We start from the raw sequence: 14,561 nt of genomic DNA on the forward strand, positions 1-14,561 counted from the left end.
CTCAGTTGCCCTCCGCCGCGGCGATGCCCTGCACCACGTCGAGCGCGCTGCGCACCCCGTCCTCATGAAAGCCGTTGTACCAGTAGGCCCCGCAGTACCAGCTCCGCTGCTGGCCGTTAATCTCTTCGCGCCGCAGCTGGGCCGACCAGCTTTGCGGGTTAAACAGCGGATGCTCATAGACGAAGCGCTGCCAGACGTAGCGATCGTCCACCGGCGCGTCCGGGTTCAGGGTGACGCAGAACAGCGGCGCGTCCGCGGGCAGCCCCTGGAGAATATTCATGTTGTAGGTGACGCAGGCCCGGGCCCGATCCCCGTCGCTCAGGCGATAGTTCCAGCTGGCCCAGGCGCGCTGGCGCTCCGGCAGCCAGCGCGGATCGCTGTGCAGCACCACCTCGTTGCGCTGCCAGCCGATGTCCCCGAGGACTTCGCGTTCGGAATCGGTGGGCGCCGCCAGCATCGCCAGGGCCTGCGCGGAGTGGCAGGCGAAGATCACCTGGTCAAAATGCGCCTCCCCGGACGCCAGCCGCAGGGTGACCCCCGTCGGGTGACGGTCCACCTGCTGTATCGGCGCGTTGAGCCGCAGATCCAGACGATCGCCGAGCCTGGCGAGCAGGGCGCGAACGTACTCCCGGGAACCGCCGGGCACCACGTACCACTGCGGGCGATCGCGAATATCCAGCAGGCCGTGGTGTTCAAAGAAGCGTAAAAACAGCGGCAGCGGGAAGCGACGCATCTCCTGCAGCGACGACGACCAGATGGCCGCCCCCATCGGCAGAATATAGTGGCGGGCGAAGAAGGGGCTGAAGCGGTGGCGGGCGAGGAAGCTCTCCAGCGTCGCCCCCGGATCCAGCGCCTCGGTCAGCGCCAGTTTCGCCAGCCGGTTAAAGCGGACGATCTCGCTCAGCAGCCCCCAGAAGGCCGGCTTCAGCAGATTGCGCCGCTGGGCGAAAAGCGAGGTCAGGCTGTGACCGTTGTACTCCAGGCCGCTGGTCGGGTTGTGAACCGAGAAGCTCATCTGCGTTTTTTGCCCGTCGATCCCCAGCTCGCTGAGCAGGCCCATAAAGCGCGGATAGGTGCGATCGTTGTAGACGATAAATCCGGTATCGATGGCCCAGGTGCCCTGCGGCGTGGCGACATCCACGGTGGCGGTGTGGCCGCCCGGCGTGGCGCCCGCTTCGAACAGCGTCACCTGATGGTGTCCGGCCAGCCGCCAGGCGCAGGTCAGCCCGGCGATGCCGCTACCGATGATGGCGATGTTCATGAGCGCACCATCCTGCGCAACAGCAGGCGCTGGATACCCGATGGCAGGCTGGCCAGCAGCCGCAGGGCCAGGCTGAAACCGGTGGGGAAGGCAATGTGGTTTTGGCCTTTCGCCAGGCCATGGCGGATCGCCGCCACCGCCCGATCCACGCTCACCCGGCCGGGCATGGCGAAGTCGTTTTTGCGCGTCAGCGGGGTGTCGACGAAGCCCGGAGAGACCACCGTGACGGCCACCCCTTTCGGCTCCCAGTCCAGACGCAGGCTGTTGGCAAACCAGGTCAGCGCCGCCTTGGAGGCGCCATAGGCTTCCGCGCGCGGGAAGGGTAGCCAGTGCGCCATCGAGCTGACCAGCACCACCCGATCGCCTGCCTCCAGCTGCGTCTGCAGCGCCGCCAGGCAGTTCACCGGCCCGAGGAAGTTGGTGGCCATCACTCGCTCCACGAGGGCGGCATCCACCTGCCCGTGGTCGAGGTATTCGCAGGTCCCGGCGCAGAGAATGATCAGGTCGGCAAAACAGCCCGTCAGCGCCTGGCGACAGGCGTCCCTGTCTGTCATATCGAACAGGCGCCCGCTGATGTTGGGGCTGAACTGCTGGAGCGCCGACAGGCGCGAAGCATCTCGCCCGCAGGCGATAACCAGATGGCCATCCGCCGCGAAGGATTTCGCCAGACCGGCGCCGATCCCGGAGCTGGCGCCGGTGATGAGTACCGTCATCATGAGCGCACCCTCCGCTTCACGCCGCGCACCGCCCAGCCCAGCAGGGGAAGATGCTCGTAGATCATCTCCCCGGCGTCGTAGTAGTCGCGCTGATGGAGAACCTGCTCCCCGGCGATGTCCACCACCGAGCACCCCGGCAGGACCAGGGTTTCTCCACCGGCAATGCGCGGATGCGACCAGTGCATGGTCCAGGTCACGGCGAACCGTTGGCCGTCGCAGAGCGGCGTGTCGATGGTGAACCGGCACTGCTCCACGTTGGCCAGCAGATGGGTAAAGTAGCGCTGGATGGCGAACAGCCCCTGATGCTGCCCAAAAGGATCGCTCAGCGTCGCGTCCGGATGGTACAGCGCGGCCAGCGCCGCGGGCGGCTGCGCGTCCAGCCCGGCGTAGTACTCAACGAAACGACGAATCACGGACGGCGAGGTGCTCATGGATCACATCCTGGCTAGATAGGGTGGCGTTATGGCATACTTAAAACTTACACAAATAAAATTATTTGTCCAAGTTTGTGGTAAAATATATTTTATTTGTGTTAAAAATCATGTTGTTATGATTAGTGTTTTAAGGGGTGAAAATCGTGAGTGGCGCAAAGGGCAAGCGTGCGCCCGCCGCGCCACCGGGCGCTGGCGGAACAGAGAGTGGGGGTAAGTGAAAACAGGGGGTTAGAGCGGAATTACCTCGAGGGAGACGACCTGCTGCTGCCAGAGTTCGACCTGCCTCTGGCGGGCGGCGGAAAGTTTGCCGCTGGTGACCAGCAGCCAGTTGCGCTGGGGGAAAATCTCCGGCGCCAGGGCGGCGGGAGGCACCGGCAGAACGTCGATGCGATGGCCCTGGCCGGTACGTTTGAGCGCTTCAAGCCAGATTTCGCAGGCGTCGGTCAGGTGCCAGCCGGTGATCAGAAAGTTATCCCCGGGCGCCTTCTTGTCGCCTTCGAGGCAAAATGAGGTATAGGCGATGATGATGCCGTCGAGGATTTCGCGCAGCGTCATGATGGCCGGCACGTTGGCGGAGACCTGGCTGCGCAGCGGACGCAGCACTTCGGTTACCAGCTCCTGGCGCGGATATTCGCGCCCGGCGTCGTAGATCAGCTGGCGCAAGGACTCGATTTTTCCCTCTTTCAGCCTCTGCAGCATGGTCTCCTGCAACGTCAGCCAGTTGTTGGTGCGCCGTGCGCCGGGGCGCGACAACAGGGGCTTCACCTGGCTGACTGGTACCCCTTTTTTCACCCAGTCGAGGATCTTCAGCGCCTGCTGGACGTCGTCATCGCTGTACTGACGGTGACCACCATCGGTGCGCAGCGGCTTGAGCAGGCCATAGCGGCGCTGCCAGGCGCGAAGCGTGGTCGCATTTATCCCGCATAGTCGGGCAAATTCGCCGATGGAGTAAGGCATGGAGGCCACCTGTTAACAAAGAATATTCTCAATATACTACGAATCACGTCGGCTGGCGTGAAGTGTAGTGGCTTTGCACTACACTTTCCCCTACCGCGTAAATGAAAGGAGTTCTCATGAAGCTATGGCCTGTTGTCACTGGCGTTGCTATCGCGTTGACCCTGGTGGCCTGCAAATCGCCCACCCCGCCGAAGGGCGTTCAGCCGATTAGCGGGTTTGACGCCAGCCGTTACCTTGGAAAATGGTATGAAGTCGCCCGCCTGGAGAATCGCTTCGAGCGAGGCCTGGAGCAGGTGACCGCCACCTACGGCGCCCGCAGCGACGGGGGGATCAGCGTCGTCAATCGCGGTTATGACCCGGTCAAAAAACGCTGGAATGAGAGCGACGGAAAAGCCTACTTCACCGGCGCCCCCACCACCGCGGCGCTGAAGGTGTCGTTCTTCGGGCCATTCTACGGCGGCTATAACGTGATCCGCCTGGACGATGACTACCAGTACGCGCTGGTCAGCGGCCCCAACCGCGATTATCTGTGGATCTTGTCGCGCACCCCCACCATTCCGGCGGCGGTGAAGCAGGATTACCTGAATACCGCGCGCGAGCTGGGCTTTGACGTCGATCGCCTGGTGTGGATCCGCCAGACGCCGCGCTAGCCTCGCCCCTTAGCGGCTGAGCAGATGGGTATAAACCACGTACAGCCCGGCCAGCGCCGCCACGTTCAGCGCCACGCTGACGAAAAACCACCGCCGGAAGGGCTGCTTTTGCGTTTTATGGCGAAAGCACTGCTGGCCGAGGATGGCCCCCGGCCAGCCTCCCGCCAGGCCCAGCACCAGCAGCGTGGTTTCCGGCACCCGTCGCCAGGCTTTGCGCGCCGCCAGCTTGTCGGCGCCATAGATAAGCCATGTCAGAAGGCTGCTCAGTAAAAACCACATCGCCAGCGGGTAGGGCAGCAGGGCGCTGCCCACGGCGGTGAGCAGCAGCAGGGAATAACACACCAGGTTCAGATTCATAGGGACGTTCACGCCGGCCAGAAGAATGGCGCCACTATAGCCAATTTCCCGTACCGGCGTAAACGCGGCGAGTTATTCGCTACGCTTGCCCCGATGCCGGGACAGCCACATCAGCTTATATGCCGCCGGAATGATAAATAGCGACAGCAGCGGGGCGGTGATCATCCCGCCAATCATCGGCGCGGCGATGCGACTCATCACTTCCGACCCGGCGCCGGTGCCCCATAAAATCGGCAACAGGCCGGCGATAATCACCGCCACGGTCATCGCCTTCGGCCGCACGCGCAGCACCGCCCCCTGGTACAGCGCCTCGTCGAGCTTATCGACGCTGAAAGTCTGCGGGTTCTCCAGCGACGGTTCAGCCTCGATGGCGTGGCGCAGGTACATCAGCATCACCACGCCAAACTCCGCCGCCACCCCGGCCAGGGCGATAAAGCCGGTCCCGGTGGCTACCGATAAATGGAACCCCATCCAGTAGAGAAACCAGATCCCGCCGACGAGGGCGAACGGCACGCTGGTGATAATCAGCAGCGCCTCGCCGACGCGGCGGAACGCCAGATACAGCAGCACGAAGATAATCATCAGCGTCATCGGCACCATCAGCTTCAGCTTCTGATTGGCGCGCTCCAGCAGCTCAAACTGCCCGGAGTAGGACACACTGATGCCCGGCTTCAGCTTCACCTCCTTGCCGATGGCCTGCTGCAGATCGTGCACTACCGACACCATGTCGCGGTCGCGGGCGTCGATGTAGATCCAACTGGTCGGGCGGGCGTTCTCTGTCTTCAGCATGGATGGTCCGGTGACCACCTTCACCTCAGCCACGTCGCCGAGGACGATCTGCTGCTTCAGCGGCGTGAGGATCGGCAGCTGGCGGAGGGTCTCCGGGCTGTCGCGATAGCTCTGCGGGTAGCGGATGTTGATCGGGTAGCGCTCGACGCCCTCTACCGTTTCGCCAACCATCGCGCCGCCGATGGCGGACGAGACGAACAGCTGCACGTCGCCGACGGTCATCCCGTAGCGGGCCGCCTTCTCACGCTGAATATCAATATTGAGGTAGCGCCCGCCGACCAGCCGCTCGGCTAATGCCGACGTGACTCCCGGCACGGTGCGCGCCACCCCTTCAATTTGTTCGGCGATGGCGTCGATATCGGCCAGATTAGTGCCGGAAACTTTAATGCCAATCGGGCTCTTGATGCCGGTGGAGAGCATGTCGATGCGGTTGCGGATCGGCGGCACCCACAGGTTCGCCAGCCCCGGCAGGCGCACGGTCTTGTCCAGCTCCTCGACGATCTTCTCCATGGTCATCCCCGGTCGCCACTGATCCTGTGGCTTAAGCTGAATGGTGGTCTCTACCATCTCCAGCGGCGCCGAGTCGGTAGCGGTTTCGGCTTTGCCGGTTTTGCCGAACACCCGGGCCACTTCCGGCACAGTCATGATCAGCTTATCGGTTTTCTGCAGCATATCCGCCGCCTGCGCAGCGGAGATCCCCGGCAGCGTTGACGGCATATACAGCAGATCGCCCTCGTTGATCTGCGGCAGAAACTCGCCGCCGACCCGGTTAAGCGGCCAGACAACTGTCAGGATCGACAGAAGCGCAATCAACAGGGTGGTCTTCGGCCAGTGCAGCACCTTCAGCAGCAGCGGGTGATAAATGCGGATCAAAAAGCGGTTCAGCGGGTTGCTGTTCTCCGCTGGGATCTTGCCGCGGATCCAGAAGCCCATCAGGATCGGGATCACCACGATCGCCAGCAGCGCCGCCCCGGCCATCGACCAGGTTTTGGTGAAGGCCAGCGGGCCGAACAGTTTGCCCTCCTGGCCTTCGAGGGTGAAAATCGGGATAAACGACAGGGTAATGATCAGCAGGCTGATAAACAGCGCCGGGCCGACCTCCACCGACGCCTCGGTAATGATTTTCCAGCGGATGTCGTTGCTGAGCTTCTCTCCCGGGTGCTGATGTTCCCACTCCTCCAGCCGCTTGTGGGCGTTCTCAATCATCACGATGGCGGCATCGACCATCGCCCCTACCGCAATGGCGATTCCGCCCAGCGACATGATGTTGGCGTTAAGCCCCTGGAAATGCATCATGATAAAGGCGAAGCACAGGCCGAGCGGCAGCGAAATAATCGCCACCAGCGCCGAGCGTACGTGCCACAGGAACAGGGCACAGACCAGCGCGACGACGATAAACTCTTCCAGCAGCTTATGGCTGAGGTTGTCGATGGCGCGGTCGATAAGCTGGCTGCGGTCGTAGGTGGTGACCACTTCAACCCCTTCCGGCAGGCTGCTTTGCAGCGACGCCAGCTTCGCTTTGACCGCCGAGATCACTTCGCGGGCGTTCTTGCCGGAGCGCAGGATCACCACGCCGCCGGCCACTTCGCCTTCGCCGTTAAGCTCGGCGATACCGCGGCGCATTTCCGGGCCGATCTGCACCCGCGCGACGTCGCCGAGATAGACCGGCACACCGTTGTCACCGGTTTTCAGCACGATGTTTTTGAAGTCGTCGAGCGTCTGCAGGTAGCCGCTGGCGCGCACCATATATTCGGCTTCCGCCAGTTCGACGGAAGAGCCGCCCGCCTCCTGGTTAGAGGCGTCCAGCGCCGATTTCACCTCGCCGAGGCTGATGCCGTACTGGGTCAGCTTCATCGGGTCGACGACAATCTGGTACTCCTTGACCACGCCGCCCACCGACGCCACTTCCGAGACGTTAGGGATGGTTTTCAGCTCATATTTTAAGAACCAGTCCTGCAGGGAGCGCAGTTCGGCGAGGTCGTGCTTGCCGCTGCGGTCGACCAGCGCGTACTCGAAGACCCAGCCGACGCCGGTGGCGTCCGGGCCCATTTCGGCGCTGACCCCGGCGGGAAGTTTGCCCTGCACCTGGTTGAGATACTCCAGCACCCGCGAGCGCGCCCAGTAAGGATCGGTGCCGTCTTCAAAAATCACGTAGACGTAGGAGTCGCCAAACTGCGAGAAGCCGCGAACCGTTTTGGCGCCGGGTACCGACAGCATGGTGGTGGTCAGCGGCCAGGTGACCTGGTTTTCGACGATCTGCGGCGCCTGTCCCGGGTAGCTGGTTTTGACGATCACCTGTACGTCGGAGAGGTCCGGCAGAGCGTCCACCGGGGTATGGACGATGGTCCAGGTCCCCCAGATGCTGAGAAACAGCGCCGCCATCATCACCAGGAAACGGTTGGCCACCGAGCGGCGGATAATCCATTCAATCATGGTTCCGTTCCTCAGTGCGCGTGGGCGGCAGGGGCCGCGGTACCGGGAGCCTGCGCACGCATGCGCTCCAGCGCGCCGGAGATATTGGCTTCCGAGTCGATCAGGAACAGGCCGCTGGCGACGACTTTCTCACCCTCCTGCAGCCCGCTGCGAATGGCCGTGACGCCAGCGGATTCATGGAATACCTGCACGAGTTTCGGCACGAAGCGCCCCTCGTTATCCACGGTAATCACTCGCTGCTCGCTGCCGCTGTCGATCAGCGCTTTTGACGGGATCAGCAGCATCGGTTCGCTTTCACTGGTCAGTTGCAGATAGGCGTTCATCCCCGGCTTCAGCGCTTCATCCGGGTTGTTGACCTGCAGGCGCAGCTGCAGGGTGCGGGTGGCGCTATCGACGCTGGGGAGAAGGGTCCATTTGCTGATGCTGAAGGTTTTCCCCGGCCAGGCGGGAACCTGAATTCTGAACTGCGAGGCGTCTTTAATTAGCCAGGCGATGGATTCCGGCACCGCCACGCTGACCCACACCGGGTCCATGCCCTGAATTTTCGCCACCACATTATCTTTGGCGATGTTCATTCCGGCGCGCAGATCGAAAGCGGTAATCACGCCATCGATCGGTGCTTTGAGGGTAAAGCGGGTCTGGATTTTACGCGTGGCTTTCAGGCGGCGGATATCGTCATCCGGCATTCCGGCAAGGCGCAGGCGTTCGAGGATCCCCTCAACCTGGGTGGCGGTGCCCCCAGTTTCCTGCAATAACAGATATTCGCTCTGCGCTTCCACCCAGTCAGGGATGGTCAGCTCGAGGAGCGGCGTGCCTTGTTTCACCTTGTCGCCGACGGTCAGCGGATAGACTTTATTGATAAAGCCCGCCGCCCGCGCCTGCATAATCACATACTGGTACTCGTTATAGCTAATGTTGGCCGGGAAGGTCTGAGCGTAGCGCAGCGGCCCGCGGGTGACCGCGGCGGTTTTTACGCCGAGATTCTGGGTCTGCGTCGGGTCGATACGCACCCCCGGCGCACCGGCGGCGGTACTTCCCTCATCGGCGTATTTCGGCACCAGATCCATATCCATAAACGGCGATTTACCCGGTTTATCGAAGCGGGTGTTCGGGTACATCGGATCGTACCAGAACAGCACTTTACGCTGCTGCTCGGCCGCCGGAGCGGCAGCGTGGGGCGGGGAAAGCCGGGCGTACAGCGCCGCAGTAAGCGCGCCGCCAATCACCATGCTGCCAAGGATCAGCGCCGTATTTTTCAGTGTCAGGGATGCCATGTGTCGTCCATTTAGTCGTTGAGGGGCTTACCGTCGCCGGGCCATTAGTGGGCGCGAATATCCTGCAGCAGCGACAGGTTGCCCTGCTGAACGAAGGTGAAGTCCACGCTGTCGCCATTCTTCACATTGTTGAGCTGCGTCTGCGGGGTGATGGTGAAGCGCATGGTCATCGGCGGCCAGTTCACCGCCGGGATGGCTTCGTGGGCGATGGTGATTTTTTTGCTATCCATATCAATAGCTTTAATGACCCCTTTGCCGCTGATGCTTTGCGTCTGCGTGACGGCGGGTTGTTCGTGCATCGCCATGCCGGCATGCGGGTCGGCGGCCTGGACGGCGAACACCGCGCCAGAAATCAGAGTGAACAGGGCGACTTTAGAGAGTGAATTCATGATCGGGACTCCTTGGGTTATTCCATCCAGCCGCCGCCGAGGGCGGTGAAAAGGGTGATTTCATTTGCCTGACGGGAATAGTTGAGTTCCAGCAGGGTTTGTCGGGTGGTAAAAATGTCGCGCTGGGCGCTCAGGACTTCGATGTAGCTGACCGCGCCGTGACGATAGAGCGCAGTAGCGCGCTGCAGGGTGATATTTAGTGAAGCGAGATAGCGCTGCTGGGCGGCAATCTGATCGGCCAGGCTCTGGCGCAGGGCCAGCGCGTCGGCCACCTCTTTAAAGGCGGACTGTATTTTTTGCTCATAGTTGACCACCTGCTGCTGCTGGCGGATTTCCGCCAGATCGAGGTTGGCCTGATTGCGCCCGGCGTTGAAAATCGGCAGTTCAATTTTGGGGATGAAGTTCCACATCGCGCTGCCGGCGTTAAACAGGCTGGAGAGCTCGCTGCTGCTGCCGGAGAGCGAGCTGGTCAGGGTGATCGCCGGGAAGAAGGCCGCCCGCGCGGCGCCGATGTTGGCGTTGGCCGCCCGCAGGCTGTGTTCGGCCTCTAAAATATCCGGCCGCTGCAACAGGATCTCTGAGGAGAGCGACGGCGGCAGGGTTACGCCTTTCAGGTCCACCGCGCTGCTGGCGCTATCGTCCGGCAGATGCTGGTAGCTGCCGAGCAGCAGTTGCAGGGCGTTATTGGCCTGCGCCAGCTGGCCCTGACGTTCGGCGATATCGGCGCGGGTGCTTTCGATCATCCCGCGCGCCTGCTCCAGCGCCAGCACGGTGGTGCTTCCGGTCAGCAGCTGTTTTTCAACGAAGGCGTAAGACTGCTGATAGTTCTGTAAGGTGTCGTTGGCCACCTGCAACTGCGCTGCCGCCAGCCGCTGGTTGAAGTAGCTTTGTGAAACGTTAGCAATCAATAGGATATGCACCGCACGCCGCGCCTCTTCGCTGGCGAAGAAGTTCTGCCGGTCGGCCTCGCTGAGGTTTTTCAACCGGCCAAAGAAGTCGAGGTCATAGCTGAGATTCAGGCCGGCGGCATAATCGCTGCTGGTGGTGGTGTCGCCTTTAAGCTTGCCGCCATAGGTGGTGCTGCCGTCACCGTTCAATTGCGGGGAGCGGTCGGCGTCGGTAACCCGGTACTGGGCGCGAGCTTCCTGCACTTTCAGCGTCGCCATCCGTAGATCGCGGTTATTTATCAGCGCGGTGCTAATCAGGCTTTTCACCTGCGGGTCGACGAAAAAGGTGCGCCAACCGGTCTCCTGGTAACCCGCCATCGCGGTAACCAGCTTGTTCTGGCTGAGAGAGAATTGCTGCGGCACCGGCGCGGCGGGGCGCTGGTAGTCCGGAGCGAGCGACAGACAGCCGGTTAAGGCGAATATCACGCTGAGAGTAAGAAGCTTTATTGGGCGCATGGCGGCAGACGGTTTCGACGATTTATCCATGGCAGCTACTTTACGTAGCGGGCTCTGTTCAGGGCGTGACAGGAAAATGACAAAGCTGTCATTTTCCTGATATTTCATTGCTATCCGGAGGCGCTCCTCTAAAATTGAATACCCGCACAGAACGCGCGTGAAGGAGCCTGCCGTGAAGATTTTGATTGTCGAAGATGAGAAGAAAACCGGAGAGTACCTGACCAAAGGGCTCACCGAGGCCGGCTTCGTCGTCGACCTGGCCGATAACGGCCTTAACGGCTATCACCTGGCAATGACCAGCGATTACGATCTGCTGATCCTCGACATCATGCTGCCGGATGTGAACGGCTGGGATATCGTCCGCATGCTGCGGGCTGCCAATAAAGGGATGCCGATCCTGCTGCTCACCGCGCTTGGCACTATCGAGCATCGGGTGAAGGGCCTGGAGCTGGGCGCCGACGACTATCTGGTGAAGCCATTTGCTTTTGCGGAGCTGCTGGCGCGAGTGCGGACCCTGCTGCGCCGTGGAGCGGCGGTCATCGTCGAAAGCCAGTTTCAGGCGGCGGATCTCAGCGTCGATTTGGTCAGCCGCAAGGTGACGCGCGGCGCGACGCGTATCACCCTGACCAGTAAGGAATTCACTCTGCTGGAGTTCTTCCTGCGCCATCAGGGCGAGGTGCTGCCGCGTTCGTTAATTGCCTCGCAGGTCTGGGATATGAATTTCGACAGCGACACTAACGCCATCGACGTGGCGGTGAAGCGGCTGCGCGCCAAAATCGATAACGACTTCGAGCCGAAGCTTATCCAGACCGTGCGCGGCGTCGGCTATATGCTTGAGGTGCCGGATGGCCGCTAAGCGCCCCTTTTCCCTGGCAACCCGGCTGACCTTCTTTATCAGCCTCGCCACCATCATCGCTTTCTTTGCCTTCACCTGGATCATGATCCATTCGGTGAAGGCCCACTTTGAAGAGCGCGACGTGCACGATCTCAGGCAGCTCAGCACCACGCTGGAGACGGTCCTCGACCACGCTGACTACCCGCAGGCGCGGCGGCTGGAGATCGTGAGGAATATCATTGCGGGTTACGCCAACGTCTTTATCTGTCTGGACGACGGCCAGGGCAATATTCTGTTTCAGTCGCCCGACGGGCCGGATCTCAGCCATATGCTGAGTACGCCGGGGCTGGCGATGCAGCTGCGCGACGGGAATGTGATTTCATGGACTGACCCGCAGCCGCGAAAGATGGTTCATGATAATCATCCAATGGAGACCCGCGCCTGGCGGCTGATCATGCTGCCGCTGGGCAAGCAGGCGGACGGCAAACCGGCGTACCACCTGCTGATGGCCTTATCCATCGATTTTCACCTGCACTATATTAATGAGCTGAAAGCGAAGCTGATTTCCGCGGCGACGATAATCAGTTTGCTGATCATCGCCATCGTGCTGTTTGTGGTCTATCAGGGGCATAAGCCCATCCGCCAGATCAGTCGCCAGATCCAGAATATTACCTCGCGGGATCTCGACGTGCGCCTTGACCCGCAGGCCGTGCCTATCGAGCTGGAACGGCTGGCGCTGTCGTTTAACCATATGCTGGAGCGCATAGAGGACGTCTTTACCCGCCAGTCCAACTTCTCCGCCGATATCGCCCATGAAATCCGCACGCCGATTACTAACCTGGTGACGCAAACTGAAATCGCCTTAAGCCAGAGCCGCAGCCAGCAGGAGCTGGAAGAGGTGCTCTATTCCAATCTTGAAGAGTTCTCGCGGATGTCACGGATGGTCAGCGATATGCTGTTCCTCGCCCAGGCGGATAATAACCAGCTGATCCCTGAGCAACAGGCGCTGGATCTGGCTGATGAAGTGCATAAGGTGTTTGAGTTCTTTGAAGCGTGGGCGGAAGAGAAGGCGGTGGCGCTGCGCTTTGTCGGCAGCCACTGCCGGGTGACGGGCGATCCGCTGATGCTGCGGCGAGCGATCAGCAACCTGCTGTCGAATGCGATCCGCTACACGCCGGCCGGCCAGGCGGTGACCATCCAGTTGAGCGAAAGCGCCGAGACGATCCGTCTGGTGGTGGAGAATCCCGGTACGCCGATTGCCGTCGAGCATCTTCCGCGGCTGTTTGACCGTTTCTATCGCGTCGACCCCTCGCGTCAGCGCAAAGGCGAGGGCAGCGGTATCGGCCTGGCGATTGTGAAATCCATCGTCAGCGCCCACCACGGCAGCGTAGCGGTGCAGTCCGATCGGCGCTCGACGCGGTTTATTGTGGTGCTGCCGAAATAGACGCAATAACGGCTGAAAGTCAGCGGGCAGCGCCAGGCGGCCGCCCGCAGTATTGCCGCTCTCTTACTCTTCGAAGTACCAGTAGCCCTGATTAATCAGCCGCGTCAGTTCGCTCACGAACGCCGGATTCTGCAGGCCGCTGCCGAGCTCCTCCTGACCTAATGAGGTATAGCGGCACAGCGCATCCAGCGCTTCGGCATCGGTGGTGTCCAGCTGTTCGCTATGCACGAAGAAGCTGTCGCCGATATGCAGAACGCGCAGGCCGCTCAGACGAGAAAGCTTTTCGCCACCCAGCAGCGCATCGACCACTTCCTCTTCTTCATACGGTGGTTCCGCCGGCGCAATATCCAGCTCGTGACGCGGGGTGGTCACGAAACTGCCGAACCACTGCTTGAAGTCTTCCGGCTGGCGAATCATGTCGATCATCATGGTGCGCAGACGTTCGAGTTCATACTCCTCAACCCGGCCCGGATGCTCGCGGCAGGTGAGGTCCGGATCGCTGTAGTGCTCGCCGCCAAGATCGTTCTCCAGCACATAGTCGGCGAAGCTGCTGATCAGGTCGCGACCGTTTGGCCCGCGGAAGCCGACGGAGTAGTTCAGCGCGGTTTCGTGGGTCACGCCATCGTGTGGGAATCCCGGCGGAATATAGAGGATGTCGCCCGGCTGCAGATCTTCATCAATGATCGGCGGGAACGGATCGACGTGCAGCAGTGCCGGATGCGGGCAGAACTGACGCATCGGCAGCTTATCGCCCACGCGCCAGCGGCGGCTGCCCATGCCCTGAATAATAAAGACGTCATACTGATCGATATGCGGGCCGACGCCGCCGCCGGGGACGGAGAAGGAGATCATCAGGTCGTCCAGACGCCAGTCCGGCAGTACGCGGAACGGGCGCACCAGCTCGGCGGCGGGCATATGCCAGTGGTTTACCGCCTGGGCCAGCAGCGACCAGCCGGTTTCGCCCAGCCCGTCAAAATGTTCAAAAGGACCATTGCTGGCCTGCCATTTGCCGTTGGTCAGGCTGACCAGTCGGCTGTCGACTTCCGGCTCCATGGCTAATCCGGCCAGCTCGTCCGGGGTAATCGGGTCGACGAAGTCCGGAAACGCGTTTTTTAATACCACCGGCTGTTTTTGCCAGTACTTCTCTAAAAACTCGGGCCAGTTAATGTTGAGTTGATAAGCCATCGATTATTACCAGTAAGAAGAAACGGGCCTGATTATAGAAACGGGGGCCAGGTGGGCGCTTTGTCGTGGGTCAAGAGTGGTGCTTAATTCACCATCGGCGCGATAATGGCGTTGGGTAAGAGAGAAAAATCACATTTTTGCCAAAAAACGATCTTAGCGTAAACGGCGCTGCAGGCCGCATGAACACTGGGATGGCGCCTTGAATGGTAAGAAGATGAATAAGCGAAAAGTTCAAATAATGAGCGGTCGATAAGATTTTTCTATTTTAACGCTTGCTACTTCCGGCGAACTCCCTATAATGCGCTCCCACTGACACGGCAGATGTGAATCACTTCACACAAACAGCCAGTTCGGTTGAAGAGAAAAATCCTGAAATTCAGGGTTGACTCTGAAAGAGGAAAGCGTAATATACGCCACCTCGCGACAGAGCGCTA

Annotated in this window: 13 protein-coding genes; 3 read left to right on the forward strand and 10 right to left on the reverse strand. The window is 60.9% G+C overall.

Annotated elements, in window-relative coordinates; translation table 11 throughout:
* Position 1: 1 nt before the first annotated feature.
* The 4 genes from NKJ21_RS21295 to NKJ21_RS21310 all read right to left on the reverse strand — a co-directional run bounded on the left by NKJ21_RS21295 (position 2) and on the right by NKJ21_RS21310 (position 3,368).
* Positions 2–1,261, reverse strand: a complete 1,260-nt coding sequence (locus NKJ21_RS21295; protein WP_012969050.1) for an NAD(P)/FAD-dependent oxidoreductase — start codon at positions 1,259–1,261, stop codon at positions 2–4.
* Positions 1,258–1,977: an SDR family NAD(P)-dependent oxidoreductase gene (locus NKJ21_RS21300; RefSeq protein ID WP_023323564.1), complete on the reverse strand. Its 720-nt coding sequence runs from the start codon at positions 1,975–1,977 to the stop codon at positions 1,258–1,260. Before NKJ21_RS21300 ends, NKJ21_RS21295 begins: the two co-directional genes overlap by 4 nt.
* On the reverse strand, positions 1,974–2,408 hold the full coding sequence (locus NKJ21_RS21305) for a nuclear transport factor 2 family protein (RefSeq protein WP_021462626.1): 435 nt from the start codon (positions 2,406–2,408) through the stop codon (positions 1,974–1,976). The genes NKJ21_RS21300 and NKJ21_RS21305 overlap by 4 nt, the downstream gene beginning before the upstream one ends.
* Positions 2,409–2,639: 231 nt before the next feature.
* The gene (locus NKJ21_RS21310) at positions 2,640–3,368 is read right to left on the reverse strand and encodes a MerR family transcriptional regulator (protein ID WP_008807075.1); all 729 of its coding nucleotides are present in this window, start codon (positions 3,366–3,368) and stop codon (positions 2,640–2,642) included.
* A 116-nt stretch (positions 3,369–3,484) separates the two neighbouring features.
* On the opposite strand from NKJ21_RS21310, the gene NKJ21_RS21315 reads away from it, so the two are divergent.
* Complete coding sequence (locus NKJ21_RS21315; RefSeq protein ID WP_002887259.1) at positions 3,485–4,018, forward strand: lipocalin family protein; 534 nt, start codon at positions 3,485–3,487, stop codon at positions 4,016–4,018.
* Between the two features lie 9 nt (positions 4,019–4,027).
* Here NKJ21_RS21315 and NKJ21_RS21320 read toward each other — a convergent pair whose 3' ends face one another.
* The 5 genes from NKJ21_RS21320 to NKJ21_RS21340 form a co-directional block, all read right to left on the reverse strand.
* On the reverse strand, positions 4,028–4,375 hold the full coding sequence (locus tag NKJ21_RS21320; protein ID WP_008807073.1) for a DUF1294 domain-containing protein: 348 nt from the start codon (positions 4,373–4,375) through the stop codon (positions 4,028–4,030).
* A gap of 72 nt (positions 4,376–4,447) precedes the next feature.
* On the reverse strand, positions 4,448–7,597 hold the full coding sequence (locus tag NKJ21_RS21325) for a CusA/CzcA family heavy metal efflux RND transporter (protein ID WP_043875866.1): 3,150 nt from the start codon (positions 7,595–7,597) through the stop codon (positions 4,448–4,450).
* Between the two features lie 11 nt (positions 7,598–7,608).
* Complete coding sequence (locus tag NKJ21_RS21330; RefSeq protein ID WP_042948380.1) at positions 7,609–8,871, reverse strand: efflux RND transporter periplasmic adaptor subunit; 1,263 nt, start codon at positions 8,869–8,871, stop codon at positions 7,609–7,611.
* Positions 8,872–8,915: 44 nt separating this feature from the next.
* On the reverse strand, positions 8,916–9,260 hold the full coding sequence (gene cusF / locus NKJ21_RS21335; protein ID WP_016160208.1) for a cation efflux system protein CusF: 345 nt from the start codon (positions 9,258–9,260) through the stop codon (positions 8,916–8,918).
* 17 nt (positions 9,261–9,277) lie between these two features.
* A complete protein-coding gene (locus tag NKJ21_RS21340; protein WP_149302369.1) occupies positions 9,278–10,663 on the reverse strand; it encodes an efflux transporter outer membrane subunit in 1,386 nt (461 codons plus the stop codon).
* 172 nt (positions 10,664–10,835) lie between these two features.
* Here NKJ21_RS21340 and cusR point away from each other — a divergent pair, with 172 nt between their 5' ends.
* Positions 10,836–11,519 (forward strand): copper response regulator transcription factor CusR, encoded by a 684-nt coding sequence (cusR, locus tag NKJ21_RS21345; RefSeq protein ID WP_008807068.1) that lies wholly within the window; start codon positions 10,836–10,838, stop codon positions 11,517–11,519.
* The gene (locus NKJ21_RS21350; protein WP_023339519.1) at positions 11,509–12,942 is read left to right on the forward strand and encodes a Cu(+)/Ag(+) sensor histidine kinase; all 1,434 of its coding nucleotides are present in this window, start codon (positions 11,509–11,511) and stop codon (positions 12,940–12,942) included. Before cusR ends, NKJ21_RS21350 begins: the two co-directional genes overlap by 11 nt.
* Positions 12,943–13,005: 63 nt before the next feature.
* On the opposite strand, the gene NKJ21_RS21355 is transcribed toward NKJ21_RS21350, so the two are convergent.
* Positions 13,006–14,127, reverse strand: coding sequence for a cupin domain-containing protein (locus NKJ21_RS21355; protein WP_012542999.1), 1,122 nt, complete (start codon positions 14,125–14,127; stop codon positions 13,006–13,008).
* Positions 14,128–14,561: the final 434 nt, after the last annotated feature.

It is taken from the genome of Klebsiella sp. SWET4, from assembly GCF_024296565.1.
Lineage (GTDB): Bacteria > Pseudomonadota > Gammaproteobacteria > Enterobacterales > Enterobacteriaceae > Klebsiella > Klebsiella variicola.